This window comes from Pseudoduganella violacea, from assembly GCF_014191875.1.
Taxonomy (GTDB): Bacteria; Pseudomonadota; Gammaproteobacteria; order Burkholderiales; family Burkholderiaceae_D; genus Rugamonas; species Rugamonas violacea_A.
Window position 1 is genome coordinate 255,475 of the sequence record NZ_JACHXD010000001.1, and the last position, 26,155, is coordinate 281,629.

Genomic DNA, 26,155 nt, shown 5'->3' on the forward strand with positions numbered 1-26,155 from the left:
GCGGGCTATGACTACCTTACATGCCGTGCCGTCAATCCAGCCAGCACCCCAGCCTTATCTGTCGGTGAACAATATCGAGGTGATCTACGACCATGTGATCCTCGTGCTGAAAGGCGTGTCCCTTCAAGTCCCGCAGGGCAAGATTGTGGCCCTGCTGGGCGCCAACGGCGCCGGCAAATCGACCACGCTGAAAACCATCTCGACCCTGCTGCGCGGCGAACGCGGCGACGTGACCAAGGGCGAGGTGCAGTTCAAGGGAGAACGCATCGACCAGCTCACGCCGAACGAGCTGGTGAAGCGCGGCCTGTCGCAGGTGATGGAAGGGCGCCATTGCTTCGGCCACCTGACCATCGAGGAAAACCTGCTGACCGGCGCGTATACCCGTTCGCTCTCGCGCGCCGAGCTGCGCGAAGCGCTGGACAAGGTGTACCACTACTTCCCGCGCCTGAAGGAGCGCCGCGCCAGCCAGGCCGGCTACACCTCGGGCGGCGAGCAGCAGATGTGCGCCATCGGCCGCGCGCTGATGGCCAAGCCTTCCATGATCCTGCTGGACGAACCGTCGATGGGCATCGCGCCGCAGATCGTCGATGAAATCTTCGGCATCGTGAAGGATTTGAACACCAAGGAAAACGTCTCCTTCCTGCTGGCCGAGCAGAACACCATGGTGGCGCTGCGCTATGCGGACTTCGGCTACATCCTCGAAAACGGCCGCGTGGTGATGGAGGGCGCGGCCGACGAGCTGGCGAACAACGAGGACGTGAAGGAGTTTTATCTCGGCATGTCCGGCGCGGGCCGCAAGAGCTTCCGCGACATGAAATTCTACCGCCGGCGCAAACGCTGGCTGGCTTAAGGACGGTATGAATCTGAACAAGGCAAAAACTTTCTGCCGCAGCCTGCCCGGCACGATAGAAAGCGTGAAATGGGGCGAGGTGCTGGTGTTCACGGTGGGCGAAAAAATGTTCGCCTGCACCGATGCCGACGGCGAGTCGAACCGCATCAGCTTCAAGGTGGAAGACGAACGCTTTCTGGAGCTGTCCGACCGTCCCGGCTTCGTGCCCGCGCCGTATCTGGCGCGCGCCAAGTGGGTGATGATCGATGACGTGAAAACCGTGGCCGAGGACGAGGCGAAGGCCTTGCTGCGGCGTTCCTATGAATTGGTGTTCGCCAAATTGAGCAAGAAAATGCAGCGCGAAATCGGAGAGCAGGTATGAGTGGCGATACGCTGGACGAACTGGAAACGAGGAAGCCGCAAGAGCGCGAACGCGAGCTGATGGCGCGCTTGCCGGGCCTGATCGCGCAGGCGCAGGGCGCGCCGGGCTGGGCGCGCATCCTGCAGGGCGTGGATGCCGCCGCTATCGACAGCCGCGCCGCGCTGGCGCGCCTGCCGGTCACGCGCAAGGCCGACCTGAAAGGCCTGCAGCACGATCTGATGCCTTTCGGCGGCTTGAACAGCACGCCGCAAAGCCAGCTGGCGCGGGTGTATATGTCGCCCGGCCCCATCTTCGATCCCGAGGGACGCTCGCCCGACTGGTGGCGCTTTTCGCGGCCCATGTACGCGGCCGGCGTGCGCGCCGGCGGCCTGCTGCAAAACTGCTTCTCCTACCACTTTACGCCGGCCGCCTTCATGGTGGAGGCGGGAGCCGCGCGCATCGGCTGCACCGTGATCCCGGCCGGCAGCGGCCAGACCGAGATGCAGGTGCAGGCCATGGCCGAGCTGAAGCCCGATACCTATATCGGCACGCCCTCCTTCCTCAAGATCATCATCGAGAAGGCGCGCGAGATGGGCGCCGATATCAGCAGCGTGAAGCAAGCCATGATGGGAGCGGAGGCGCTGCCCGAATCGCTGCGCCGCTGGTTCGCCGAGAACGGCGTGCCGCATGTGTACCAGACCTATGCCTCGGCCGATATCGGCAGCATCGCCTATGAGACGCGCAGCAACGGCGTGCTCAATCCCGGCATGGTGCTGGACGAGGATGTGATCCTGGAGATCGTGCGTCCCGGCAGCGGCGATCCGGTGGCGCCGGGCGAGGTGGGCGAGGTGGTGGTCACGCTGTTCAACCCGGACTATCCGCTGATCCGCTTCGCCACCGGCGACCTGTCGGCGATTCTGACCGACGCGCCGCCCTCGGCCTGCGGCCGCACCAATACCCGCATCAAAGGCTGGATGGGGCGGGCCGACCAGACCACCAAGGTGCGCGCCATGTTCGTCCACCCCTCGCAGGTTAACGAAATCGCCAAGCGCCATCCCGAAATCCGCAAGGCGCGCCTTGTCATTTCAGGCAAGGTTGCCAGCGACGTCATGACCCTGCACTGCGAAGTGGACGACCCCATGGACCTGCGCAACGCCGCCGCCATCGTCAACTCGATCCGCGAACTGACCAAATTGCGCGGCGACGTACGCTTTGCCGAATGCGGAAGCCTGCCAAATGACGGCAAGATCATCGACGATGTGCGCGATTACAGCTAGCTGTGGCGCGAATCCAACTGCCAAAGCGAGGGCCGGATTTATGGCGGATAATGAAGTCATTCTTGAGCCATTTACCACCGCCACAGAATTATTATGCAAGACTTTCACCATAACCGCGCCCGCGCCCTGCTGAAAAACGCAGAAGAAATCTTCGATAAACAAGCCGTTCTCGACTCCGTCGCCCGCATCGCCGACCAGCTGAACACCCGCTTCGACCATAACGACAACCAGGAATTTCCGCTGGTGCTGGGCGTGATGGGCGGGGCCGTGGTGTTCACCGGCCACCTGCTGCCGCAGCTGACCTTCCCGCTCGAATTCGACTATATCCACGTCAGCCGCTACGGCGACGACGACCAGGGCGGCAAGGTGGTGTGGAAGGTGATTCCGCGTCCGACCGTGGCCGGCCGCACCATCATCGTGGTGGACGATATTCTGGACGAGGGCGAGACGCTGGCCCACGTCAAGGAACGGCTGCTGGAAATGGGCGCCAAGGAAGTGATCCTGGCCGTGTTCGCGGACAAGGCGATCGGCAAGCCGAAGCCGGTGAAGGCCGACCTGGTGGGGCTGACCATCCCCAACCGCTTCGTGGTCGGTTTCGGCATGGATGCGTATGGCTACTGGCGCAATCTGCCGGGGCTGTGGGCCATTCGCAATGAGGATCTGAACCAGCGCTAGGCTGGTGCCGGGCCTTGCGCGGCCCGGCGATTTACGCGCTTACAGCGCCAGGCGCGCGCGCGCCGCCTGGTATTCGGCCGTCAGGCGCTCCACCATTTCGGCCACGGTCGGCACGTCGTTCATCAGGCCCACGCCCTGGCCGGCGCCCCAGATGTCGCGCCACGCTTTCGCGCTGCCTGAGCCGAAGCTCATCTTGCTCTTATCCGATTCAGGCAGGTTTTCTGGATCGAGGCCGGCGGCCACGATGGATTTTTTCAGGTAGTTGCCGTGCACGCCGGTGAACAGATTGGTGTACACGATATCGGCTGCCGCCGATTCCACGATGGCGTCGCGGTAGTCCTGGCTCACATTCGATTCCTGGGTCGCCAGCCAGCGCGAGCCGATGTAGGCGAAGTCCGCGCCCATGGCTTGCGCCGCCAGAATGGCGTCGCCGGTGGCGATGGAACCGGACAGCGCGATCGGGCCGCTGAAGAACTTGCGCACCTCGCCCACCAGGGCGAACGGCGAGAGCGTGCCGGCATGGCCGCCGGCGCCGCTGGCCACCAAGATCAGGCCATCCACACCCGCTTCCAGCGCCTTTTCCGCGTGGCGGATCGACACCACATCGTGCAGCACGATGCCGCCGTAGCTGTGGATCGCGTCCAGCATCTCCTTGGGCGGCGCGCGCAGCGAGGAAATGATGACCGGCACCTGGTGCTTGACGCAGACTTCCACATCATGCGCCAGGCGGTCGTTCGACTGGTGCACGATCTGGTTCACCGCGATCGGGCCGACGCGCTTGTCGGGATGGGCGCGCTGATAGTCGGCCAGCTCCGCCTGCAAGTCGGTGAGCCAGGTATCCAGCAACTCCGCCGGACGCGCATTGAGCGCCGGGAAAGAACCGACGATGCCGGCCTTGCACTGCGCCGCCACCAGGGCCGGGCCGCTGGCGATAAACATCGGCGAAGCGATGACGGGAAGAGACAGATTTTGCAGCACTGGAGGCAAGGCCATGGCACGCTCGCTAAAAAAAGGTTAATCGGACCCAGCCGATTATAGCCCCGAAATAGTACGATCGTGCTGAATCTAGACCAAAGCCTCTACCGCCACAGCCGAGTCCGTGTCCACCCTGGTGCCTGGCACCAGGGTGGACACGGACTCGGCTGCTTCAGCCGTCGTTGAGGAGGTAGTCGCCGTCGAGGCGGGCGGCGCAGGCGCGGGTGAGCTGTTTGATGGCCCAGGCGGCCAACTCGTCGTCGCTGCGGTGCAGGTAGCGCGCGTTGGCGGTGGCGAGGGCGGACATGCCGGCCAGGATGCCGGCGACGTCGCCCAGCGGGATGCGCTGGCGTTCGAGCAGCACGAATTTGAGCATGACCTTGACCGCGTATTCGGCATTGCGCACCGGATCGGCGGAGAGGAAGGCCAGGCGCTTGCGGGCGCGCCCCAGCGCGCCTTTGATGTCTTCGAACATGGCGCCGTGGCCGGGGATCACGACCCGCACGTCGAGGGTGTCGATCAGGTCGAGCGTGGCGCCGGCTTCCTCGAAGCCGTCCTCGCCTTCGAGCTCGGGGAAGATGACGCCAAAGCCGTTCCACCACAGGGCGTCGGCCGAAATCAGCACCTTCTCCTGCGGGCAGTAGTAGATCAGCGAGTGGGTGTGGTGGCCGGGTGCGCCGAGCGCCTGCCATTCCATATCGCCCAGGGTCAGCACTTCGCCCGCTTGCACCACGCCGTCGATGCGGAAACGCTCGCATTGCTGGCCGGTGGCTTTGAAAGTGAGCGCTTCCTCGTCCCAGTGGCGGACTTTTTCCGCCTCCTCGGCGGGCACGAAGGTGTCGCAACCGTAGTGGGCCTGCAGGATGGCGTTGCCGCCGCAATGGTCGGAGTGCAGGTGGGTGTTGTACAGGCGGTCCAGGCGGCGGCCCGGCAGCGCGTGGCGCACCAGCGCCAGGGTTTGCTCGGCGTGGCTGATGTAGCCGCTGTCGATCAGGGCCGCGTCATGGCGGCCAAGCAGCAGCACATTATTCGAGGAGAGCCAGCCACGTTCGAAAACGTGGATGGAGGAAGGCAAAGTAATCATTTTTTCATCTGGAAGGCCAGGGAGATCCTGGCAAATTCCACCAGCACGTCCTGCGAGCCGCCGTTGAAGGTGACGAAGGCGTTCCCGGTGCGCACCACCATGCGCGGCGGGAAGAGCCAGGACAGATACGGAATACCAATCAGTTTCGCGCCGCGCACATCGCGCCATTCGACCTTTTTGTCGTACAGCCAGGTCTGGCGGATGCCGCTGCCATCGATGGTGGTGGTGGCGCGCAAAAACCAGTAATAGCTGACGGTCAGCATCAGGCCCGCGCCGATCAGCAGGGCTTTCACGCCCAGGCCGAAGTGCAGCAGCGGGAAGCGCAGCGCCACGTTCATCGTGTAGCCGGCCAGCACGATGGTGATGAAGGTGGCGAACAGCTTGAAGCCCTTGCCATAGGCGGGGCCGGTGACCGCGCGCTCGGGTTGGTAGGTCTGCATGAATTATTCGAAATCGATCAGTTGCTCGCGGCGGCGAATTGCGGCCCATACGCCGCGTTTGAAGGCGTCGTCGGCCTGCGACCAGGCGACGATTTCGTCGATGGTGCGCAGGCAGCCTTCGCAAAAACCGCTGTCGCGGTTCATTTTGCACAGGCTGATGCAGGGCGATGGCACCGGCGTCGCCAATTCTGGGGCGCCGGGTGGCAGATCATGACTCATTGGTGCGGTGGTTGGGAAAATTAGGCGTATTTTATCCTGCGCCTGCATTTTTAGCGTGCGGCCGGAATTCGCTTGCATTGCTTCGTGCTTCTTTTACAATATTCCAAACAGATGGCGGGCCATGCCACGGACACGGAGGGGACTCGCGCCGATTCTCGTATTCACCAAGTATCCGAGGTATAGCATGAAGCTGAATTTCTCCTGGCTCGCCGGCCTGCGCAAGGCTGTGCGGCGATTATGGATGCGCCGCAGCGGCCTTCCCCCCACCGTGCCACCGGATGAGGACGCGCCCGGCCAAAGCCTGCCGCGCCACCAGCCCGGCCCGCGCTTCATCGCCGGCCTGTATCGCAATGAGTTCGGCGCGCGCCACTACAAACTCTATGTTCCGGCCAGTTTTCGCGGCCAGCCCATGCCCCTGCTGGTGATGCTGCACGGCTGCACGCAGGACCCCGACGATTTCGCCGCCGGCACGCGCATGAACCAGGTGGCGGAGGAAGAGGAATGCTTCGTGGTCTATCCCGCCCAGTCGCCCGAGGCCAACGGCTCGCGCTGCTGGAACTGGTTCAGCGCCCTCGATCAGCAGCGCGGCCAGGGCGAACCTTCCATCATCGCCGGCATCGCGCGCCTGGTGATGGAAGCTTACCCGGTGATGCCGGAGCGCGTGTACGTGGCCGGACTGTCGGCCGGCGGCGCGATGGCGGCCATCGTCGGCACCTTGTATCCCGATATCTTTGCCGCCGTCGGCGTGCATTCCGGCCTGCCCTTTGCTTCGGCCCAGGACCTGCCCTCGGCCCTGGGCGCGATGCGGCGCGGCGCGGCCAGCGCGCGCGACAGCAACCATGGCCCGCAGCCGGTGATCGTCTTCCACGGCGACCGCGACGACGTGGTGCATCCGGTGAATGGAGAGGATGTGATCGCCCAAGGCCTGCGCAGCCATCCGCTGGGACGCAGCGCGCGCTATTCCACGCTGTCGGGCCAGACGCCGGGCGGCCATGGGTACACGCATACGCGGCACTGGCTGAAAGGCGGCACGCCGCTCGGCGAGCATTGGGTGATCCATGGCGCGGGCCACGCCTGGTCGGGCGGCAGCGCCGACGGCAGCTATACCGACGCCAAAGGGCCGGACGCCAGCCGCGAGATGATGCGCTTTTTCAGCACCGTGGGCGCGCGCGCCCACAATCCCATTTCATCGCCGGCGCATCCGGCTCCGGTCGCAGCTTAAGAGATCAAGCGCCTTCGCCATTGCCCATGGGGTCGGCGAACATGGCGAGGCGCTTGCGCTTTTCGCCGATATCGTCTTCGCTGTCGGCGTAGTGCTGGGCGATGGCGCGCATCTCGTCCTGGATGGCGAGGAAGGCGTCCACCATGTCCGGATCGAAGTGGCTGCCGCGCCCCTTGGCGATGGTGGCCACCGCTTCGGAATGCGGGATGGGTTCCTTGTACACGCGGCGGCTGATCAGGGCGTCGTAGACGTCGGCCACCGCCATCAGGCGCGCCGAAATGGGAATGGCTTCGCCGGCCAAACCTTCGGGATAGCCGCTGCCGTCCCATTTCTCCTGGTGGCTGTAGGCGATCTCCTTGGCGAAGTGCAGGAAGTCCACGCTCAGTCCCAGCTCGCGTTCAGCGGCGATGATGGCGTCGCGCCCCAGCGTGGTGTGGGTCTTCATGATTTCCATCTCGTGCGGCTCGAAGCGGCCCGGCTTGAGCAGGATGCGGTCGGGGATGCCGACCTTGCCGATATCGTGCAGCGGCGCCGATTTGTACAGCAGCTGGATGGTCTTCTCCGTCAGGAAGGCGGAAAAGCGCGGATGGTGGCGCAGCTTGTGCGCCAGCGCTTTCACGTACAGCGAGGTGCGGCGGATATGGTTGCCGGTTTCGCTGTCGCGCGTTTCGGCCAGCGAAGCCATGGCGTGGATGGTCACGTCCTGCAGGGCCGTGACTTCGCGCGTGCGCTCTTCCACTTCATGTTCCAGGAATTTGTTCTGGTCGCGCAGGAAGTCGTGCATGCGCTTCATCGAGAGCTGGGTCTTGATGCGGGCCAGCACGATGGGCGCGGACAGGGGCTTGGTCAGGTAGTCGGCCGCGCCCATGGAGAAGCCGAGCTGCTCGTCCAGTTCCTCGCTCATGGCGGTGACGAAGATGACCGGGATGTCGCGCGTGGCGGGATTTTCCTTGAGCGCCTTGCACACATCGTAGCCGCTCATGCCCGGCATCATGATGTCGAGCAGGATCAGGTCGGGCTTGGCCTCGCCGTTGGCGATCTTCAAGGCACGTTCGCCGTTGACGGCGATCTTGGTGCGGTAATCGTCTTCCAGCAACGCGCACAGCACATCGATATTGTCGGGCGTATCGTCCACGACCAGAATAGTGGGTTTGCCCTGCGTATTCATGCCGTTCTTTCGTTGATCTTCAGGTGCAGCGCGGAGGCCGCCTCGTTCAGTTGCGCCAGCGCGCCATCAAAATCGTATTGGCCGATCTGACGCTGCAGCTGGCGCGCGTGCTCGCCCTGCCCTGCCGCCGCCAGCTGCGGACAGAGTTTTTCGGCCAGCTTGAGGGCCGCCGAATCGTCCTGCTCCAGCAGCGATGCCAGTTCCTGCAGGCCGGCGGCCAGGGCCACCAGATCCTGCTGGCCCTCGGCGGCGGGAGCGCCGGCCTCGCTGGCCTGCGCCTTGGCGCGCGCCGCGCCGCCTTGCAGCGCCGCCGGGTCGATGACGCTGCCCGCGCCCAAGCGCAGCGTCATGGTGATGCTGACCACCACGTCGCGCAATTCCGCTTGCATAGCTGCAGTCACTTCGTCGCGCCCTTCTTCCACGCCATGACTGAGCATGGATTCGAGCTGCGCCGCGCTGTCGGCCACACCGGCCGCGCCGATATTGCCGGCCAGGCCTTTGACGGTATGCGCTTCGCGCGTGGCGGACGCCAGGTCGTTATTGTCGACGGCGGCGGCGATGCGATTCATCACGTCAGCCTGGGTTTCCGCAAAGCGTATCAGCAGCTTGCGCATCAGCTTAGCATTTCCGCCGACGCGCTGCAGGGCCGCTTCCATTTGCAGGCCAGGAATTTGCGGCAGGTTTTCCGCTTCCTCCTCGCGCGCCGCCGCCATGCTGGCGGCCGGACGGCGCGGCTTGATCCAGCGCGCCAGGGTGGCGAACAGCTGGCTCACGTCGACCGGCTTGGCGATGAAATCGTTCATGCCGGCGGTCAGGCACTTCTCCTTGTCGCCCACCATGGCGTTGGCCGTCATGGCGATCACGGGCAGCTCGGCATAGCGCGGGTTTTCACGCAGCTTGCGGGTGGCGTCGTAGCCGTCCATGATCGGCATCTGGCAGTCCATCAGCACGCCGTCGTAATGCGTGACGGCGATCTTGGCCAGGGCCATGGCGCCGTTAGTGGCCACGTCGACGCGCACGCCGGCGTCGCCGAGCAGCTGCTGCGCCACTTCGCGGTTGACCTCATTGTCCTCCACCAGCAGCAGGTGGGCGCCGCGCATGGACTGGGCCGCAGACTGGTAATCGGCTTCGCGGCGGCGCGTGCGGCAGCGGTTCAGATCCTTGCCATAGGCGGTGGAGATGGAATCCATCAGGGTCGAGGCGCTGACCGGTTTATTGAGCACGCTGTCGACATGGACTTCGCGCGCCTCGTCCATCAGCACATCGCGGTTATAGGCGGTGACGACGATGAAGCGCGGCAGCGCGTCCGGCGCAAAGCCGGCATCGGCGCGGATGGCCTGGATCGCTTCGATGCCGTTCATGTCCGGCATCTGCCAGTCCATCAGCACCACGCCGAAGGGCTGGCCGGCCTGGCGCGCCTGGGACACGGCCAGCACGGCTTCGGGACCGCTGCCCACGCCCACCGCGTCGAACTGCAGGGAAGTGAGCATGGCGACGAAGATTTCGCGCGCGGCGGCATTGTCGTCCACCACCAGCACGCGTTCGCCGGCGATGTCGGAATCGGGCGCCACGTCGGGCGTGTGCGTGCTGGGCAGGCCGAAGCGGGCGCTGAAGAAGAAGTTGCTGCCCACGCCGGCTTCGCTTTCCAGGCCGATCTCGCCTTCCATCATTTCCACCAGGCGCTTGCTGATGGTCAGGCCCAGGCCCGTGCCGCCGTGGTGGCGGGTGGTCGAGGTGTCGCCCTGGGTGAAGGCCTGGAACAGCTTGGTGCGCTGGGCCGGGGTCAGGCCGATGCCGGTGTCGCGCACGTCGACGCGCAGGCTGACCTGGTCGTCGCTCTTGTCCAGCACGCGGATGGTGACGACGATCTCGCCCTGCTCGGTGAACTTGATGGCGTTATTGGTCAGGTTGATCAGCACCTGGCCGAAGCGCAGCGGGTCGCCCACCAGGGCCACCGGCACGTCGGGCGCGATGTCGAACAGCAGCTCCAGGCCCTTGTCCTGGGCGCGCATCACCGACAGGTCGGCGATATGGGCCATCACGTCTTCCAGATAGAAGTCGACGTTCTCGAAGGCCAGCTTGCCCGCCTCGATCTTGGAGAAGTCCAGGATATCGTTGACGATGCCGAGCAGATTGCGCGCCGCCGACTCCACCTTCTCCAGGTAGTTGCGCTGTTTCGGCGTCAGTTCGGTCTGCAGGGCCAGATGCGTCATGCCGATGATGCCGTTCATCGGCGTGCGGATCTCGTGCGACATATTGGCCAGGAAGTCGGACTTCATCTTGGTGGCGTCTTCCGCCACTTCGACCGCGTGGCGCAACTGCTGTTCGGCCGCCAGCGCCGCCGTCATGTCCTTCAGCGCCAGCAGCAGTTCACCCGTTTCATCCTTCGACGTGACTTCAATAACGGAACTCAAGTCGCCCTTGGCGACGCGGGTGGCGATGGCCACGGCTTCGGCCAGCGGCCGCGTGATCGAACGCGCCGAAATGGCGAAGGCCACGCCCACCAGCACGGCGGCCAGGCCGATGGCGCTCATCCACACCAGCGAGGCGTTGATGTCGGCGCGCGCCTCGGCGCCGGCCGCCAGCACGGTGCGCTTTTGCAGCGCGCTCAGTTCGCGGATGGCGCCTTGCAGGCGGTTCAGCGCGGGCGTGGCCAGGTTATCGAGACGGTCTTCGGCGCTGGCGCGTTCGCCCGCTTCCACCATATCGGCCACGGCGGCGAAGCTGTCGAAGTATTCGCTGCGCGCCGACTTGATGCGCTCGATCAGGTGCTGGGCTTCCGGCGCTTTCTGCAATTCAGCCAGTTGCTCCAGTTCGCGCTCGATGCCGCGCTTGATTTCCTCGATGCGGGCGTAACTGTGGGCGCGCTGCGCCAGATTGCTCTGCATGATGAGCGTCACCATGCGGGTGGACGCGTCGCGCGAATGGATGTCGATATTGTTGATGGCGGTGTAGGCGGCCCAATCCTGGCTCAGGATGCGGTCGCCCTCGGCGCGGATGGCGTAGATGCGGCAGACGCCGACCAGGATCACGCTCATCATCAGAAAGATCAGGATCGCATAACCCGCGTTGATGCGAACACTGATCCGTATGTCCCTAAAACGCATAAAACTTCCTTAAAACTCTGTCTGGCCGGCGCGGGTCGCCTCGGCTCCACCCTCCATGTTAACCTGCTTTTGGGCAATATGGTCTTTCAGGCAGGCCGCGCACCAGCAGCCCACGGCCGCATCGGCGGCGCCGGCGGCAGCGTCCAGCGCCGCCGCCGGCAACTCCGGCACCGGCACGGCGGGCGGAAAATAGGTGCACCAGCAGGGTTCCGTGGGCAGCTTGCCGTCCGGTCCCGCGTCGACCATGGCGCAGGAAAAGCTGGCGCCGCAGCGTGTGCATGTGCTCATCGCTTCTCCTCGTCGTCAAAGGGAAAACGCCGCATGGCCTGGCGCAGCAGGGACATCTGCCCGCTGAAGCGGGTGCAGGCGTCGCATACGCTCAGGTGCAGGCGCAGGCGGATGCGCTCGACCAGCGAGAGCTGGCGGTCCATGCCTTCGGAGACAAGGCGGTGTACTTCGCGGCAGGTGGGCTTGAGGCCGGGCTTTTCCATAGGGTCTAATGAGCGTGGTGGCCGAACCAGTTCAGATCGAGGCATTCGCGCAGGCGCATGCGGGCACGATACAGCAGCACCCAGGCATTAGACGCGCTAATGGCCAATTCCTTACAAATTTCCTCGGTTTCCAGTTCCAGCCATTCGCGCATCATGAAAATGCGCGCGGTCTTGGCCGGCAACTGGTCGAGGCAGACTTCGAGCACGCGGAAGAAGTCCTTCTGTTCCAGGCTGCGGTCAGGATCGCCCCACTGGCGCGGCAGCTCGCGCGCATGGCCGTCACGCGCGAACAGGGCGTCGATGGCCTCGTCCTCGCTCTGGCCCTCGTCCGGTTCGATCTGGCGTTCGCGCGTGGCACTGCGCAGGGCGTCGATGATCTTGTATTTAAGGATGCCGGTCACATAGGTGCGCAAGGAGGACTGGCCGGCATAGCGCCCGGGCTGTTCCAGCACGGCGATCAGGGCATCCTGTACGGCGTCTTCGGCCAAGGCTTGGTTTCGTATTTGCAACTGTGCAAAACGGACAAGCAGGGGCCGCATGGCTTCAAGCTGGCTATGGAGTTCTTCGTTGGCAGGCATATGCGGCCAGCCTAGCGGAAGCGTGCCGGATTGACAATCCAATTGGACCGAAAATTCACACTTGCAAGCGGCGATTGGCTGTAAAATCGCACAAATTTCTAACCGGACCCGCCATGACCTCTTTGCCTAATCTGAGCCTGGACATGAATCAAAACGACCTGACTGCGGTCTCGCCGCAGATCAAGGCTCAGATTCTGGCCGAAGCGCTGCCCTACATCCGTAATTTCCACGGCAAGACCATCGTCATCAAATACGGTGGCAATGCCATGACCGACGAGCGCCTGAAGCACGGCTTCGCGCGCGATGTGATCCTGCTGAAACTGGTAGGCATGAATCCGGTCGTGGTGCACGGTGGCGGTCCGCAGATCGACAACGCGCTGAAAAAAATCGGCAAGCAAGGCACCTTCGTGCAGGGCATGCGCATCACCGACGAAGAAACCATGGAAGTGGTGGAGTGGGTGCTGGGCGGCGAAGTGCAGCAGGATATCGTGATGCTGATTAACCACTACGGCGGCCAAGCCGTGGGCCTGACCGGCAAGGACGGCGGCTTGATCCGCGCCCGCAAGATGGCCATGCCGGACCGCGAAAACCCAGGCCAATTCCTCGACATCGGCTTCGTCGGCGAGATCGACGCGATCAATCCGGCCGTGGTCAAGGCGCTGCAGGACGACGCCTTCATCCCCATCATTTCGCCGATCGGTTTCGGCCAGGACGGCCAGGCCTACAACATCAATGCCGACGTCGTCGCAGGCAAGATCGCGGAAATCCTGAAGGCCGAAAAGCTGATCATGATGACCAATATCGCCGGCGTTCAGGACAAGAACGGCAATCTGGTGACCGACCTGTCGGCGCGCGAGATCGACGAGATGTTCGCCGACGGCACGATTTCGGGCGGCATGCTGCCTAAAATTTCATCGGCACTGGACGCGGCCAAGTCCGGCGTGAACACCGTGCACATCATCGATGGGCGAATTGAGCACAGTTTATTGCTTGAGGTGTTGACCGAACAGGCATTTGGCACTATGATCCGGTCTCACTAAATTTTTTAGCGGCGCAAGAACACCACAGCGCCGCTGAAATGTGAATGCCCTTGTAGCTCAGTGGTAGAGCACTCCCTTGGTAAGGGAGAGGCCACGTGTTCAATCCACGTCAAGGGCACCATTCCTCTTCAGTAGATCCGCTCCACCGCAATACCCCGCCGACGCAGCAAGTCCGGCACATTCTCCCAACCGATCAGATGCAACGCCCCGATCGCGGCCACGCTGAGTTTTTCGCGCGCCAGCAGTTTGGCAATGCCGTCGGCCAGTTGCGGATTGCGCTCTTCCAGCAATACCTTTTTCATAAATTTGCCGGAAAAAGTAGCATCATTGGACAGCTTGCGCGCCACCGCGTCCAAGGCAGCCGGATTGGCGCTGCTCCAGGCATCCATCAGTTCGCGCGCCTCGCCCGCGTATTTCTCGTCTTCGATCGATTGCAGGTCTTCTTCCAGCATGCGCAGCTGCTCGGCGTCGCTCAGGCGGCCGAACAGGGACATCTGGCCTTCCACCGATTCCAGCTCCTCCACCTTGAGACGGCGCGCGCGCGCCTGCTTGGACAGCCAGGCGTCGACCGCCAGGATGGGTTGATAACCCTGGGAGCCGAATTCCGCGATGGTCAGGGCGCTGGTCAGCATCCATGGCTTCAGCGGCGCGGCCGCTTCGGGCGGAATGCCGTATTTGCGCAATGCGCGTTCCAGGCGCGCGCGCGCGGCCGGCGAGAGCTGGGCCGAAGCCGGGCCGCTGCCGGGCGCGTAGACGCCGTATTTGCGCACGGCGTTGAGCATGCGCTTCTGGTCCGCCAGCGGATCGATTTCCAGCGCCAGCACGCTGGCCTGGGTCAGCGCTTCGGTGATGCGCGGCTCCAGCGGATAGAAATCGGGCGAGCCGACGTGGATGGTGCCGAACAGGTAAAGCGTATTGCCGCCCTGCTCCGCCTTGAATAAGACGCCGCGGTTCGGGATGGCCGGGGCGGTAGCCTGCGCCTGCTGCGCCCAGGCGGGCTGCAAGGTCAGGCAGAACAGACTGTAAAAGATCACTATAATCAGGCGTCGCATGTTTTCCTTTGCTGCTTACTCTCTGGTTAATCTCCCGTGAATATTAAACGCTCCGATCCGGTCTGGCTATTCGACCTGGATAACACCCTGCACAACGCTTCGCACGCCATCTTCCCGGCTATCAAGACGAATATGAACGCCTATATGGCGCGCGTGCTGGGCGACGGCGACACGCCGGCGGATATGGAGACGGTGAACGCTGCGCGCACCCTGTATTGGCAGCGCTATGGCGCAACGCTACTGGGACTGGTGCGCCACCATGGCGTAAACGCCAGCCATTTTCTGGACGAGACGCACACGATGGAAGACCTGCGCGCCATGATGCGCCATGAAAAAGGCCTGGGCCGCCTGCTCAAGCGTCTGCCCGGCCGCAAAATCCTGCTGACCAACGCGCCGCACCGCTATTCGACGGCGGTGCTGCGGCATATGGGCTTGCAGCGCCAGTTCTCCCACCATATCTCGATCGAATCGATGCGGGTGCACCGCGAGCTGCGGCCCAAGCCCTCGAAACTGATGCTGCGCTCCCTGATGCGCAAGCAGGGCGTGACGGCGCGCCGCTGCATCCTGGTGGAGGACACCTTGGCCAATCTGCGCACGGCGCATATGCTGGGCATGCGCACCGTCTGGGTCACGCAATACCTGATCGTGGGCGATCCGATCGGCTCGGCGCATCCGCCGAAAAGGCTGAACCGGCCCGCTTGGGTCGATGTCAAAGTAAAATCTGTCAAACATTTGCCGGCGCGGCTGTCGCGCCTGCGCTGATCCCCTCTTTTCAATCTTAGGTCGAACTCACATGGCTAGTACACCGCCAGGCCAACGCCGGCTGCAAATCCTCCAGGCCTTGGCCGAGATGCTGGAGCACCCGAAAGGCGAGAAAATCACCACCGCCGCGCTGGCGCGCAAGCTGGAATTCTCGGAAGCGGCCCTGTACCGCCATTTCGCCAGCAAGGCGCAGATGTTCGAGGGGCTGATCGAGTTCATCGAGTCCTCGGTCTTCGGCCTGATCAACCAGATCGCCGAAAAACAGCAGGACGGCCTGGCCCAGGCGCGCGACATTCTGGCCATGCTGCTGCATTTCGCCAGCAGCAATCCGGGCATGACCCGGGTGCTGATCGGCGACGCGCTGGTGAACGAGGATGAGCGACTGCAAGCGCGCATGAACCAGTTTTACGACCGCGTGGAACTCTCGCTGAAACAGGCGCTACGCCTGGCCGCCAGCGAAGGCCTGGCGCACGAAGCCGACGTGCCGGCGCGCGCCGCCATGCTGGTCAACTATGTTTTGGGCTGCTGGCAGCGTTACGCCAAGAGCGGCTTCAAGCAAAACCCCTCACAAGATGCCCCGATCCAGATCGCACTACTGCTGCAATGAACGACACTAGCTTCACCGGTTTTCCCTGCTTTGCCCTGCTGGATGACGCCAGCCCTGGCGATATCCAGGCGCCGCGCTCGCGCCTGTACACCGGCCACGCCGCCACCCTGAGCTGCAGCGACAGCGCGCACTGGCCGCAATTGCTGGACCAGATGCAGGCGGCGCTGGCGCGCGGCCAGTACGCCGTGAGCCTGTGCAGCTATGAACTGGGCGGCCACCTGCATGGCCTGCCGCCGCGCGCGGCGCAAGCCGGCCAGCCGCCGCTGGCGCAGATCCTGCTGTTCGAACGCTGCGAGCTGCTCGAACAGGGCCAGGTCGCGGCCTGGCTGGCAGAACGCTCCGGCGAGGAAGCCGCTGATGCCGCCGGACTGGCCGATATCCGCGCCAATGTGACGGAAGCGGAGTTCAGCGATGCGATCGAACGCATCCGCGCCTATATTGCGGCGGGCGACACCTATCAGGTGAACTATACCTACCGCCTGCGCTTCGACGCCTTCGGTTCGATTTACGCCCTGTACGAGCGTCTGCGCGCGCGCCAGCCGGTGCCATACGGCGCCCTGATCGGGCTGGAAGACGGCACGGCGGTGGTCTCGCTATCACCCGAGCTGTTCGTCCAGCATCAGGACGGCGTGTTGACGGCGCGCCCGATGAAAGGCACGGCGCCGGCCGCCCTGCCCTCGCCTGCCATGCAGGATGCGGAGGCCCTGGCCGAAGAAAACCGGCGCCGCGCCCAGGTGCTGGCCAGCGACAGCAAGAATCGTGCTGAAAACCTGATGATCGTGGATTTGCTGCGCAACGATATCGGCCGCGTGGCCGTCACCGGTAGCGTGCAGGCGCCCGATCTGTTTGAAGTGCGACGCTACAGCAGCGTGCTGCAAATGACCTCCACCGTGCGCGCCGAACTGCGCGCCGACGCCAGCCTGGTCGAAATTTTTGAGGCGCTGTATCCCTGCGGTTCGATCACGGGCGCGCCCAAGCGTCGCACCATGGAAATCATCGCCGAGCTGGAAGCGGCGCCGCGCGGCATCTACACCGGCGCGATCGGCTGGTTCGATCCGCCCGCGCAAGCGCAAGGCGCCCGCCGCTTCGGCAATTTCTGCCTGTCGGTGCCGATCCGCACCCTGTATCTGCAAGCACCTGAAAACGGCGTGCGGCGCGGCGAGATGGGCGTGGGCGCGGGCATCGTCTACGACAGCAATCCGCAGGACGAATTCGCCGAGTGCAAATTGAAGGCACGCTTCCTCACCGGCCTGTCCAACGATTTCGAACTATTCGAAACCATGTACGCCACGCGCGAAAGCGGCGCGCGCCATCTCGAGCGCCATTTGCAGCGGCTGCAAGCCTCGGCGCGCTATTTCGGCTTTGCCTGGGACGAGGCGGCGGCGCACGCCTATATCCAGATGGCCTGCAATGCGCTGCCGCCCGCCACGCCACACCGCCTGCGCCTGGCGATGAACCAGGCCGGCGCCTTCGCCGTGCAGACCGGCGCGCTGACGCCGCTGGCGGAACCGGTGCGCGTGCTGCTGGCGCCCGAGGCCACCAGCGCCAGCGAGCTTTTCCTGCGCCACAAATCGACGCTGCGCACGCGCTACGACGCGGCCTGGAAGGCGGCCGAAGCGCAAGGCGCTTTCGACCAGCTCTTCTTCAACGAGCGTGGAGAATTGACCGAGGGCGGGCGGTCCAGCGTCTTCCTGCGCCTGAACGGCCGCTGGGTCACGCCGCCGCTGGCTTGCGGGCTGCTGCCCGGCGTGATGCGCGCGGTGATCCTCGACGCCTGGCAGGCCGAGGAAGCGGTGGTCACGCGCGACATGCTGGCGCAGGCGGAGGAAGTCGTCGTCTGCAACGCCCTGCGCGGAGCGCTGCGGGCGACGCTGTAGGCATTACAAGTCCACGATCATCTTGAAGCCGCCGAAGATCATGCGCTTGCCGTCGAAGGGGAAAGTGGCGGGGTCCATCATCTCCTTCATGCGCGGGTCGTTCATCACTTTCTCGTTGATGATGTCGCGCTCCTCGCGCGATTCGTAGACGATCCACGAGAACATCACCAACTCGCCCTCTTCCTGCTTCACCGCCTGCGGGAAGGAGGTGTGCACGCCCGGCTTCACGTCGTCGGCCATGCATTCGCGGAACTGCAGCGCGCCATGCTCGCGCCAGATGGCGCCCGCCTTTTGCGCCATTTCGCGGTAGGCATCGATATTTTTCTGTGGAACGGGAATCAGAAAGCCGTCAACATAAGGCATCGCATTCTCCTTGCTCAAGCAGGCGCAGCCGGGGTGCCGCGCACCGTGGCATCAGCTTAGTCACGTTCGATTGAAATTACAATCATTGCAATTCGGCTACAAGGCAGGGGGGGGCGAAGCGGCGCCGGTAAGCGCCCGGCGTGGTCGCGGCCAAACGGCGGAAGTGGTGGCGCAACGATTCTTCGGAGCCGAAGCCGGCGCGCTCGGCCACCTGGGCCAGCGGCAGCTCAGGCGTTTCCAGCAGATCCTTGGCGATGGCAACGCGCTCGCGGGTCAGCCATTCCATCGCGCCCATGCCGGTCGCTTCCTGGAACTGGCGCTGCAAGGTGCGCGCGCTCATGGCCGCGCGTTCGGCCATGCTGGCCACCGTGTGGCGGCGCGCCGGATATTCGCGCAGCCAGTCCATCAGGCGCGACAAGCGACCCTGCTCGTCATGCGCCATGGGGCGCGGCAGGAACTGCGCCTGGCCGCCCTCGCGGTGCGGCGCCACCACCAGGCGCTGGGCCACCAGATTGCCGACGCGGGCGCCGTAATCGCGCCGCACCAGATGCAGCAGCATGTCCAGCCCTGCGGCGGAACCGGCCGAGGTGATGATCTGCCCTGCATCCACATACAGATCGTCTTCCCTGACCTCGATGCGCGGATAGCGGCGCGCCAGCCGCTCGGTATAGCGCCAGTGCGTGGTGGCGCGGCGGCCATCGAGCACGCCGGCTGCCGCCAGCACGAAGACGCCGGAACAGATGCTGCACAGGCGCGCGCCCCGCGCATGCGCGGCGCGGATCTGTTCCAGCAGCGCGGCGGGCGGCTCTTCATCGGCATTGCGCCAGCCGGGAATCACGATGGTGTCGGCGCGCGCCAGCAGCTCGGGCGCATACGGCGCCTGCAGCGTGATGCCGCCGGCGGCGCGAATCGGCCCCGGCTCGGCGGCGCAGACGGCAAAGTCATACCAGTCCACGCCCAGTTCGGGGCGGTCGAGCGCAAACAGCTCGACGGTGCAACCGAATTCAAAGGTGCACAAGCCGTCATAGGCCAGAGCCACGACCAGATGCTTTTTCGCCTGGGAGTCCATGGCGCAATCTTAACGCAGAATGGCATTTGCGCCACTGCCGGCTTAAGCCAGCCGCTTCGATAATGGAGGCCATCTACAGAGCGCCCGCCATCCCGGCGGGACCAAACACGGAGAATGTCCATGTCCATCGTTACCGAAGCCACCGCCCCCAGCACCCTTGCGCTAGCCCATTTCGAAGCCTCGCTGCAATTCGAAACCGACTGCTGGGATGTGCAGAGCGTGATGGGAACGCCGCAACAGGACTTCGTGCTGCTCGACGTGCGCGGCACGGAAAAATACGCGGCCGGCCACGTGCCAGGCGCCATCGACCTGGCCCAGCGCAAGATCATCGGCTCGCGCCTGGCGGCCTACCCGGCCGATACCGTCTTCATCACCTACTGCGCCGGCCCCCACTGCAACGGCGCCGCCCGCGCCGCCATCCGCCTGGCGCAGCTGGGCCGTCCGGTCAAGATCATGACCGGCGGCATCACCGGCTGGCTCGACGAAGGCTTCGCCCTCGCCACCACCTCCGCCAGCGAAGCCGCTTAAGCTCACTACTCTGGCGCAACCACATTCAGCCAGCGCAGGATAAGTTGAGGAGGATTCGGCCTGCGCCGGATATCGAACGCGACTTCCGGCCCTTTACGGATGTGCGCAATAGTGAACGCATCTCGCTGAACAGTGCTGTCATCGCACAGGATAGCCGCATCTGCCACATGGAGCGCGGAACGAATCGCTTGCTGCGTGCGCGTAAAGCGTTCGCGCAGGCGCTTTGCGGGAACAGAATGACCTCCTTGCGCGATGCGAGAGTACACGCGACCGATCGACAGGTTGACACTTGCCAGCCCAACAAAAATCAGCAGAACATAGTACCCGGCCTCCTGCAAGCTACGTATTGAAACTCGTCATCCACAAACCGACCGCGCGCCTCGCGGCCACGCCATTGCTGAATCACGAGTTCTGGATGCTCCGGATCGCCAAAATACACAGGCGTGTCCTGATCAAACTCCAAGTCGATACCGGGTTTGCCTAAGGCGGCAAGCAGTCCTTGCTTCGCCTGCTCGCTAGCTTGCAAAGCTGCCTGTACCTCATCCTTTTCCGCTTGCCCTGATCGTACGGATACCAAACCGATCGTAAGTTCTACCGTTGGATGATTTCTCTTTTCGCCGTTGCGTGCCATGATTTCCTCCTGCGCCATTCGATCTCTCTTCACATTCTTTCGACAAACGGCGCGGCAGGAAGTTCCTTACATGGCCAGCGCTTTTTCGACCGCGCCGACCAGTTGCTTGTCACCCGGCGTGATCTTGCTGGGGAAGCTTTCGATCACATTGCCATTGCGGTCGATCAGGTATTTGTGGAAGTTCCAGGCGGGGGCTTTGCCGGTGGCTTTGATCAGGCTGGCGTAGAAGGGATTCGGCGCGCTGCCCGACACCACCGATTTGGCGAACATGGGGAATTTCACGCCGTAGGTGTTGTAACAGAAGTCGGCGATCTCCTTGCTCGATCCCGGTTCCTGCTTGCCGAAGTCGTTGGACGGGAAGCCCAGCACCACCAGCCCCTTGGACGCGTATTTGGCGTGCAGCGCTTCCAGGCCTTCGTATTGGTTGGTGTAGCCGCAGTAGCTGGCGGTGTTCACCACCAGCAGCACCTTGCCGGCGTACTGGCACAGATCCTGCGGCGCATCGTCCTGCAGGCGCTTGAAGTTCTGCTTGAGGATGGCCGGGCAGCTGGCGGCTGGGGCGGCGGTGGAAGCGGCCGGCGCGGCGGGCGCGGATTGCGGCTGGGCGAGGACGCTGGCGGCGCTCATCAGGCCCAGCGCGGACAGCACGGAAAATTTGATCAAGGTAGGGGACATGGCTATTCCTGCACAAGTAAGAAAAGTGGGAAAAAACCATTCTATGTCAAAGCCATCCGCACCGCTGAACGACCCCGCAGCACGGTAAGCGTTCCTGCTGTACGATTGAGCGGCTTTAAATACCGCTCCAGAAGTTCTCGCAGAATTGCAGCTCCATTATCAACCGGGAGATTGCCATGCCACGCTGCCGTCCCTTCTTTGCACGCCGTATCGCAAGCCGCTTTATAGCCAGCCTGGTTTTGCTGGCCACCGCCCTGTCCCTGTCCGTATCACAGGTGCAGGCCGCTCCACTGCCCGCCATGAAGGCGAAGCAGGTTTCCGTTTCCGGACTCAGCTCCGGCGCGTATATGGCGGTGCAGTTCGGCGTCGCTTACTCGGCTATTGTGGATGGCGCGGGCGTGATCGCGGGCGGCCCCTACTACTGCGCGCGCGGCAACCTGAGCACCGCCACTACCGTATGCAGCTGCACCACCTTGCCCGCCATGTGCCATGTGAGCGCTGGCGGCACCAATGTGCCGGGCCTGTTCGACATCACCAACCAGAACGCCAGCAATGGCAGCATCGATCCCGTGGCGGGCATGAACCGCCAGCGCATCTGGCTGTTCTCGGGCAGCGCCGATACGCTGGTGCCGACGCCGGTGATGGACGACCTGGCCAGCTACTACCAGAACTATGTGCCGGCCGCGAATATCCGCTACAAAAAGGACCTGGCGGCCCAGCATGCGGTGCCGACCGACTTCTTCGGCAATGGCTGCTCGACATTGGCTTCGCCCTATATCAGCAACTGCGGCTACGATGCGGCGGGCGAACTGCTGCAATGGATTTACGGCCCGCTGGTTCAGAAGTCCAGCAACAACCCGGCCGGACGCTTTATCGGTTTCGATCAGGCCGAGTTTCTGAGCGATCCGCAGTCGCACGGCATGGCCGCCACCGGTGTGCTGTATGTGCCGCCGGGCTGCGACGCCAATAACGCCCAATCCTGCAAGCTGCACGTGGCATTCCACGGCTGCAAGCAGAATCAGGCCAACGTCAGCGACGCCTTTGTCCGCAACGCCGGCTATAACGGCTGGGCCGACGCCAACAATATCCTGGTGCTGTATCCGCAGGCTGCGGCGGTGACGATGGCAAATCCGAATGCGTGCTGGGACTGGTTCAGCTACGACGATCCCAACTACGCCAAACAGTCGGGCCGCCAGATGAAAGCCGTGAAGCGCATGGTCGACCGTCTGACCGGCGCCAGCGATCCCGGCCCGGGTCCAGGTCCGGCCACCTGCTTCAACGCCAGCAATTATGCCCATGTGCAGGAAGGGCGCGCCCATACGAACGGCTTCTACGTCTATGCCAACGGTTCGGATCAGCTGATGGGGCTGAACAATATCTTCGCCCGCACCACGCTCAAACGCACCGCGCCGGACTACTACGAAATCGGCACCTGCCCCTAAACTCTCAGCGAGGTATGCATGTATCCATGGCTCTGGTTCTGGAATCCGCAACTCAATCTTCCCCTCAGCGGCCATGTGGCCCAGCAGTTCGATTTAAGGCAGTTGCTGCGCACCCTGCCCAGCAATGCGGGCGATGGCGTGGTGGAAGGCGATGTGGTCCACGAGGTCGCCTCCTACGGCAAGCAGATCGGCTGGCTGACCGATGTGCTGCTGGACGAAGTGCAGGAAATACGGGAGAAGACGGCCGCGAAAAACAGTGCACTGGAGAGCTTGCGCATCACCCGGGAGAAAATCGAAGAGATCAAAAAGCGCTACAACCCGACGGCGGCCAGCATCTACAAGGATGTGCAAGACCTGCAGCGCCGCGACGGCGAGGAATTCCAGCAATTGCGCAAGCAATTGCTGGAGATTCTGCAACAGCCTCCGGCTGGCTAAGCCGAATCAGATCCCGCCCAGGCAGATGTATTTGACGACCAGGTAATCGTCCATGCCATAGCTGGAACCTTCACGCCCCAGGCCCGACTGCTTGACGCCGCCGAAGGGCGCGACCTCGTTGGAAATCAGCCCGGTGTTCACACCCACCATGCCGCTCTCCAGCCCTTCCGCCACGCGCCAGATGCGGCCGATATCGCGCGAATAGAAATAGCTGGCCAGGCCGAATTCGGTATTGTTGGCCAGCGCCAGCGCTTCCTCGTCGGTCTTGAAGCGGAACAGCGGCGCCAGCGGGCCGAAGGTCTCTTCGCCGGCCACCTGCATCTGATCGTTGGCGTCCGCAATCACGGTCGGTTCGAAGAAGCTATGGCCCAGCGCGTGGCGCTTGCCGCCCAAGAGCAGGCGGCCGCCTTTGGACAAGGCGTCGGCCACATGCTGCTCGACCTTCTGCACGGCTTTCTCGTCGATCAGCGGCCCCTGGGTCACGCCCTGCTCCACGCCATTGCCGACTTTCAGCTTGCCGACGGCAGCCGCGAATTTTTCGGCGAAGGCTTCGTATACGCCATCCTGCACATACAGGCGGTTGGCGCAGACGCAGGTCTGTCCGGCGTTGCGGTACTTGGAGGCGATGGCCCCTTCCACCGCCGCATCCAGGTCCGCGTCGTCGAACACGATGAAGGGCGCGTTGCCGCCCAGTTCCAGCGACAGCTTCTTGATCGTCGGCGCGCACTGCTGCATCAGGATGCGGCCCACGCCGGTGGAACCGGTGAAGGTCAGCTTGCGCACGATGGGGTTGCGGCACATCTCCTCGCCGATCTCGCGCGGCGAGCCGGTGATCACGCTGAACACGCCAGGCGGAATGCCAGCGCGCTCGGCCAGCGCGGCCAGCGCCAGCGCGGAGAACGGCGTGGCTTCGGCCGGTTTCAGCACCATGGGGCAGCCGGCGGCCAGCGCGGGGCCGGCTTTGCGCGTAATCATCGCAATCGGGAAGTTCCATGGCGTGATCGCGGCGCAGACGCCGATCGGTTCCTTGGTCACGACCAGGCGGCGGTCTGGCCAGGGCGACGCCAGGGTTTCGCCGGCAACGCGCTTGCCCTCTTCCGCGAACCATTCGATGAAGGAAGCGCCGTACTGGACTTCGCCTTTCGATTCGGCCAGCGGCTTGCCCTGCTCCGTGGTCATCAGCAGGGCCAGATCATCGGCGTTTTCCAGGATCAGCTCATACCATTTGCGCAGCACGACGGCGCGCTCCTTGGCGGATTTCTTGCGCCACGCGGGCCAGGCGGCATTCGCGGCTTCGATGGCGCGGCGGGTTTCGGCCGTGCCCATATTCGGAATGGTGCCGATCTGCTCGCCCGTGGCGGGATTGGTGACGGCATGGGTTTCGCCATTATCGGCATCGCTCCACGCGCCGTTGAGATACGCTTGCTGACGCAGCAGGCTTGGGTCCTTGAGTTGCATGATGGCCTCCAGCTGTGTTGATCCCGCCACTATGCCATATGGCGCCAGGGCTTGCAGCGCGCCTGCCACCTTGCCCCTTTTTTCAGCGCACTTGCAATTTCAGCAGCTCCGGCGCGGGCTCCGGCCATTTCAACTTCATGCTCTCCAGCGTTTCCAGCAGCAGCGAGGCGACGGCGACATTGCGGTGCGGCTTGGAATTGGCGGGCACCACATACCAGGGCGCATGGTCGGCGTCAGTGGCGGCGATGGCATCCTCATAGGCTTTCTGGTACTGGTTCCACAGCTCGCGCTCCTTTAAATCCTGGGGATCGAACTTCCAGCGTTTTTCCGGCTCATCGAGGCGCGCCTGCAAACGTTCGCGCTGCTCGTCGCGCGAAATGTGCAGGAAGATTTTGACGATGACGGTGCCGGTTTCCGCCAGCAGGCGTTCGAAATCGCGGATCTGGGCATAGCGGCGCTTGCATTCGGCCGGCTTGATCGTGCCATGCACCAGCGGCACCAGCACTTCCTCATAGTGGCTGCGGTTAAAGATGGCGATTTCACCCGCCTTCGGCACCTCGCGGTGCACGCGCCACAGATAGTCGCGCTCCAGCTCAGCCTCGGTCGGCGCCTTGAAGGCGACAGGACGCAGGCCGATGGGATTGATGCCTTTGAACAGGGCGCGCATGGCACCATCCTTGCCCGCCGTGTCTATGCCCTGCAGCACCACCAGCACCTTGCGCTTGCGCTCCGCCAGCAGCATGGTCTGCAGCGTGGCGATGCGTTCGCTGAGCGCCTCCATGCGCGCCTTTTCCTCATCCTTGCCCGGCTCCAGCGGGGCGCGGTCGGCATCCTTGTCGCGCAGCTTGAGTTTAGCGGGTGCCCGGAAATGGTCGCGTGCTTTCATGATGGTTCCTGTTTGCTTGCGGTAATGTCCTTGCAGACTAACAGAAATTCCGGCTGCAGCTTTTTAACGCCAAGTGGGTGCGTTACAATATTTGGGAGATGGTTGATCTATTGCGCAGGAGAGTTGGAATGTTAACAACTGAAATGAAGCGCCAGATTTTCCTGCGACTGCGCGACGAAAATTATCAAGCCAGTCTGCGGCTTGAAGGACTGGTGCCCGATAAGACCGACGCGAATCAGTCCACCGTCAAGCCGACCGTGGCTACGCCCAAAACCACGTATGTCCGATAAGTATGGCAGGAGCCAAGATGCGCTCTATTGCTATCCACACTCCAATGTCCTAATCAATAAACTCGGTCTAACCGAAGCGGATGCCCTCCAAGCGGCGGAAATTGAGCTCACGCAGACACGCATCAGTCAATATGAGCCCGACTTTAACAATATTTCCTTCTCGGCCTTACGCGCCATCCATTTCCACCTCTTTCAAGATCTCTATAACTGGGCCGGCGAGTTACGGACAATAGACATTAGCAAAGGCAGCACACGGTTTGCGAACGTCAATCGGATCGAACCAGAAGCGAACAATCTCTTTCGTCAACTTAAACAGGAAGCTTATCTCATCGGTTTACCGCGCGAGCAATTTGTCGCGCGCCTAGCCCATTATTACGGCGAACTGAACGTGATCCATCCATTCCGTGACGGCAATGGGCGCGCCCAGCGTTTGTTATTTGAAGTGCTCAGCATCAATGCCGGGTATGCACTTCGCTGGGAACCGATTCGCCGCGAAGAATGGGTAGGCGCCAACATTGCCGCCTACAACTGCCAGCTTGCGGCACTGACCGCTCTTCTCGACCGCGCATTCATGCCCATTTAACAGCTCGGGTTTATGCTATTCGAATTCGATA

Annotated in this window: 31 protein-coding genes and 1 tRNA gene; 15 read left to right on the forward strand and 17 right to left on the reverse strand. The window is 63.3% G+C overall.

Features of this window, described 5'->3' with window-relative positions; genetic code table 11:
- Positions 1-7: 7 nt before the first annotated feature.
- The 4 genes from FHS03_RS01130 (at position 8) to FHS03_RS01145 (ending at position 3,142) form a co-directional block, all read left to right on the forward strand.
- Positions 8-850, forward strand: a complete 843-nt coding sequence (locus FHS03_RS01130) for an ABC transporter ATP-binding protein (RefSeq protein ID WP_183439190.1) — start codon at positions 8-10, stop codon at positions 848-850.
- A gap of 7 nt (positions 851-857) precedes the next feature.
- Positions 858-1,211 carry an MmcQ/YjbR family DNA-binding protein gene (locus FHS03_RS01135; RefSeq protein ID WP_183439191.1) on the forward strand — a complete coding sequence of 118 codons (354 nt, stop codon included), beginning with the start codon at positions 858-860 and terminating at the stop codon, positions 1,209-1,211.
- Positions 1,208-2,467: a phenylacetate--CoA ligase family protein gene (locus FHS03_RS01140; RefSeq protein WP_183439192.1), complete on the forward strand. Its 1,260-nt coding sequence runs from the start codon at positions 1,208-1,210 to the stop codon at positions 2,465-2,467. The genes FHS03_RS01135 and FHS03_RS01140 overlap by 4 nt, the downstream gene beginning before the upstream one ends.
- Positions 2,468-2,560: 93 nt before the next feature.
- Positions 2,561-3,142, forward strand: coding sequence for a hypoxanthine-guanine phosphoribosyltransferase (locus FHS03_RS01145; protein ID WP_183439193.1), 582 nt, complete (start codon positions 2,561-2,563; stop codon positions 3,140-3,142).
- 39 nt (positions 3,143-3,181) lie between these two features.
- On the opposite strand, the gene FHS03_RS01150 is transcribed toward FHS03_RS01145, so the two are convergent.
- From FHS03_RS01150 to FHS03_RS01165, 4 genes are all read right to left on the reverse strand, one after another.
- Positions 3,182-4,135, reverse strand: a complete 954-nt coding sequence (locus tag FHS03_RS01150; protein ID WP_183439194.1) for an NAD(P)H-dependent flavin oxidoreductase — start codon at positions 4,133-4,135, stop codon at positions 3,182-3,184.
- Positions 4,136-4,289: 154 nt separating this feature from the next.
- Positions 4,290-5,201: an MBL fold metallo-hydrolase gene (locus FHS03_RS01155; protein ID WP_183439195.1), complete on the reverse strand. Its 912-nt coding sequence runs from the start codon at positions 5,199-5,201 to the stop codon at positions 4,290-4,292.
- Positions 5,198-5,641, reverse strand: coding sequence for a hypothetical protein (locus FHS03_RS01160; RefSeq protein ID WP_183439196.1), 444 nt, complete (start codon positions 5,639-5,641; stop codon positions 5,198-5,200). Before FHS03_RS01160 ends, FHS03_RS01155 begins: the two co-directional genes overlap by 4 nt.
- Positions 5,642-5,644: 3 nt before the next feature.
- Complete coding sequence (locus FHS03_RS01165) at positions 5,645-5,860, reverse strand: DUF1289 domain-containing protein (protein ID WP_183439197.1); 216 nt, start codon at positions 5,858-5,860, stop codon at positions 5,645-5,647.
- 184 nt (positions 5,861-6,044) lie between these two features.
- Here FHS03_RS01165 and FHS03_RS01170 point away from each other — a divergent pair, with 184 nt between their 5' ends.
- Positions 6,045-7,082 (forward strand): extracellular catalytic domain type 1 short-chain-length polyhydroxyalkanoate depolymerase, encoded by a 1,038-nt coding sequence (locus tag FHS03_RS01170; RefSeq protein ID WP_183439198.1) that lies wholly within the window; start codon positions 6,045-6,047, stop codon positions 7,080-7,082.
- A gap of 4 nt (positions 7,083-7,086) precedes the next feature.
- Here the strand turns inward: FHS03_RS01170 and FHS03_RS01175 are convergent, their stop codons facing one another.
- From FHS03_RS01175 to FHS03_RS01195, 5 genes are read right to left on the reverse strand one after another with little or no spacing between them, the layout of a single operon-like run.
- Positions 7,087-8,250 carry a response regulator gene (locus FHS03_RS01175; protein WP_183439199.1) on the reverse strand — a complete coding sequence of 388 codons (1,164 nt, stop codon included), beginning with the start codon at positions 8,248-8,250 and terminating at the stop codon, positions 7,087-7,089.
- Positions 8,247-11,357, reverse strand: a complete 3,111-nt coding sequence (locus tag FHS03_RS01180; protein WP_183439200.1) for a hybrid sensor histidine kinase/response regulator — start codon at positions 11,355-11,357, stop codon at positions 8,247-8,249. The genes FHS03_RS01175 and FHS03_RS01180 overlap by 4 nt, the downstream gene beginning before the upstream one ends.
- A gap of 9 nt (positions 11,358-11,366) precedes the next feature.
- The gene (locus FHS03_RS01185; protein WP_183439201.1) at positions 11,367-11,645 is read right to left on the reverse strand and encodes a cysteine-rich CWC family protein; all 279 of its coding nucleotides are present in this window, start codon (positions 11,643-11,645) and stop codon (positions 11,367-11,369) included.
- Positions 11,642-11,848 carry a zf-HC2 domain-containing protein gene (locus FHS03_RS01190; RefSeq protein ID WP_229426011.1) on the reverse strand — a complete coding sequence of 69 codons (207 nt, stop codon included), beginning with the start codon at positions 11,846-11,848 and terminating at the stop codon, positions 11,642-11,644. The genes FHS03_RS01185 and FHS03_RS01190 overlap by 4 nt, the downstream gene beginning before the upstream one ends.
- A gap of 5 nt (positions 11,849-11,853) precedes the next feature.
- Complete coding sequence (locus FHS03_RS01195) at positions 11,854-12,387, reverse strand: sigma-70 family RNA polymerase sigma factor (RefSeq protein WP_229426033.1); 534 nt, start codon at positions 12,385-12,387, stop codon at positions 11,854-11,856.
- A gap of 182 nt (positions 12,388-12,569) precedes the next feature.
- Between FHS03_RS01195 and argB the strand changes: the two genes are divergently transcribed.
- Complete coding sequence (gene argB, locus FHS03_RS01200) at positions 12,570-13,466, forward strand: acetylglutamate kinase (RefSeq protein WP_050410335.1); 897 nt, start codon at positions 12,570-12,572, stop codon at positions 13,464-13,466.
- A 46-nt stretch (positions 13,467-13,512) separates the two neighbouring features.
- Positions 13,513-13,587: transfer RNA gene (locus FHS03_RS01205), tRNA-Thr, on the forward strand.
- Between the two features lie 7 nt (positions 13,588-13,594).
- Here FHS03_RS01205 and FHS03_RS01210 read toward each other — a convergent pair.
- Positions 13,595-14,518 carry a TraB/GumN family protein gene (locus tag FHS03_RS01210; RefSeq protein WP_183439204.1) on the reverse strand — a complete coding sequence of 308 codons (924 nt, stop codon included), beginning with the start codon at positions 14,516-14,518 and terminating at the stop codon, positions 13,595-13,597.
- A 36-nt stretch (positions 14,519-14,554) separates the two neighbouring features.
- Here FHS03_RS01210 and FHS03_RS01215 point away from each other — a divergent pair, with 36 nt between their 5' ends.
- From FHS03_RS01215 to pabB, 3 genes are read left to right on the forward strand one after another with little or no spacing between them, the layout of a single operon-like run.
- Complete coding sequence (locus FHS03_RS01215) at positions 14,555-15,280, forward strand: pyrimidine 5'-nucleotidase (protein ID WP_183439205.1); 726 nt, start codon at positions 14,555-14,557, stop codon at positions 15,278-15,280.
- 31 nt (positions 15,281-15,311) lie between these two features.
- Complete coding sequence (slmA, locus tag FHS03_RS01220) at positions 15,312-15,887, forward strand: nucleoid occlusion factor SlmA (protein ID WP_183439206.1); 576 nt, start codon at positions 15,312-15,314, stop codon at positions 15,885-15,887.
- Complete coding sequence (gene pabB, locus FHS03_RS01225) at positions 15,884-17,764, forward strand: aminodeoxychorismate synthase component I (RefSeq protein WP_183439207.1); 1,881 nt, start codon at positions 15,884-15,886, stop codon at positions 17,762-17,764. Before slmA ends, pabB begins: the two co-directional genes overlap by 4 nt.
- A gap of 3 nt (positions 17,765-17,767) precedes the next feature.
- Here pabB and FHS03_RS01230 read toward each other — a convergent pair whose 3' ends face one another.
- On the reverse strand, positions 17,768-18,127 hold the full coding sequence (locus FHS03_RS01230; protein ID WP_183439208.1) for a DUF1428 domain-containing protein: 360 nt from the start codon (positions 18,125-18,127) through the stop codon (positions 17,768-17,770).
- A gap of 82 nt (positions 18,128-18,209) precedes the next feature.
- Complete coding sequence (gene ftrA, locus FHS03_RS01235; protein WP_183439209.1) at positions 18,210-19,196, reverse strand: transcriptional regulator FtrA; 987 nt, start codon at positions 19,194-19,196, stop codon at positions 18,210-18,212.
- A gap of 120 nt (positions 19,197-19,316) precedes the next feature.
- On the opposite strand from ftrA, the gene FHS03_RS01240 reads away from it, so the two are divergent.
- Positions 19,317-19,724, forward strand: a complete 408-nt coding sequence (locus FHS03_RS01240) for a rhodanese-like domain-containing protein (RefSeq protein ID WP_183439210.1) — start codon at positions 19,317-19,319, stop codon at positions 19,722-19,724.
- A gap of 5 nt (positions 19,725-19,729) precedes the next feature.
- On the opposite strand, the gene FHS03_RS01245 is transcribed toward FHS03_RS01240, so the two are convergent.
- The 3 genes from FHS03_RS01245 to FHS03_RS01255 form a co-directional block, all read right to left on the reverse strand.
- The gene (locus tag FHS03_RS01245; RefSeq protein WP_183439211.1) at positions 19,730-20,062 is read right to left on the reverse strand and encodes a hypothetical protein; all 333 of its coding nucleotides are present in this window, start codon (positions 20,060-20,062) and stop codon (positions 19,730-19,732) included.
- Complete coding sequence (locus FHS03_RS01250) at positions 20,032-20,355, reverse strand: hypothetical protein (protein WP_183439212.1); 324 nt, start codon at positions 20,353-20,355, stop codon at positions 20,032-20,034. Before FHS03_RS01250 ends, FHS03_RS01245 begins: the two co-directional genes overlap by 31 nt.
- Positions 20,356-20,421: 66 nt before the next feature.
- Complete coding sequence (locus FHS03_RS01255) at positions 20,422-21,030, reverse strand: glutathione peroxidase (RefSeq protein ID WP_183439213.1); 609 nt, start codon at positions 21,028-21,030, stop codon at positions 20,422-20,424.
- Between the two features lie 176 nt (positions 21,031-21,206).
- Between FHS03_RS01255 and FHS03_RS01260 the strand changes: the two genes are divergently transcribed.
- Together FHS03_RS01260 and FHS03_RS01265 are read left to right on the forward strand one after the other, a co-directional pair.
- Complete coding sequence (locus FHS03_RS01260; protein ID WP_183439214.1) at positions 21,207-22,472, forward strand: extracellular catalytic domain type 2 short-chain-length polyhydroxyalkanoate depolymerase; 1,266 nt, start codon at positions 21,207-21,209, stop codon at positions 22,470-22,472.
- A gap of 18 nt (positions 22,473-22,490) precedes the next feature.
- A complete protein-coding gene (locus FHS03_RS01265; RefSeq protein WP_183439215.1) occupies positions 22,491-22,907 on the forward strand; it encodes a hypothetical protein in 417 nt (138 codons plus the stop codon).
- Between the two features lie 6 nt (positions 22,908-22,913).
- Here the strand turns inward: FHS03_RS01265 and gabD are convergent, their stop codons facing one another.
- Positions 22,914-24,368 carry an NADP-dependent succinate-semialdehyde dehydrogenase gene (gabD, locus tag FHS03_RS01270; RefSeq protein WP_183439556.1) on the reverse strand — a complete coding sequence of 485 codons (1,455 nt, stop codon included), beginning with the start codon at positions 24,366-24,368 and terminating at the stop codon, positions 22,914-22,916.
- Between the two features lie 79 nt (positions 24,369-24,447).
- Positions 24,448-25,251, reverse strand: a complete 804-nt coding sequence (locus FHS03_RS01275) for a PPK2 family polyphosphate kinase (RefSeq protein WP_183439216.1) — start codon at positions 25,249-25,251, stop codon at positions 24,448-24,450.
- A 128-nt stretch (positions 25,252-25,379) separates the two neighbouring features.
- Between FHS03_RS01275 and FHS03_RS01280 the strand changes: the two genes are divergently transcribed.
- On the forward strand, positions 25,380-25,541 hold the full coding sequence (locus tag FHS03_RS01280) for a YhfG family protein (RefSeq protein WP_183439217.1): 162 nt from the start codon (positions 25,380-25,382) through the stop codon (positions 25,539-25,541).
- Positions 25,531-26,124 carry a putative adenosine monophosphate-protein transferase Fic gene (locus tag FHS03_RS01285; protein WP_183439218.1) on the forward strand — a complete coding sequence of 198 codons (594 nt, stop codon included), beginning with the start codon at positions 25,531-25,533 and terminating at the stop codon, positions 26,122-26,124. The genes FHS03_RS01280 and FHS03_RS01285 overlap by 11 nt, the downstream gene beginning before the upstream one ends.
- Positions 26,125-26,155: the final 31 nt, after the last annotated feature.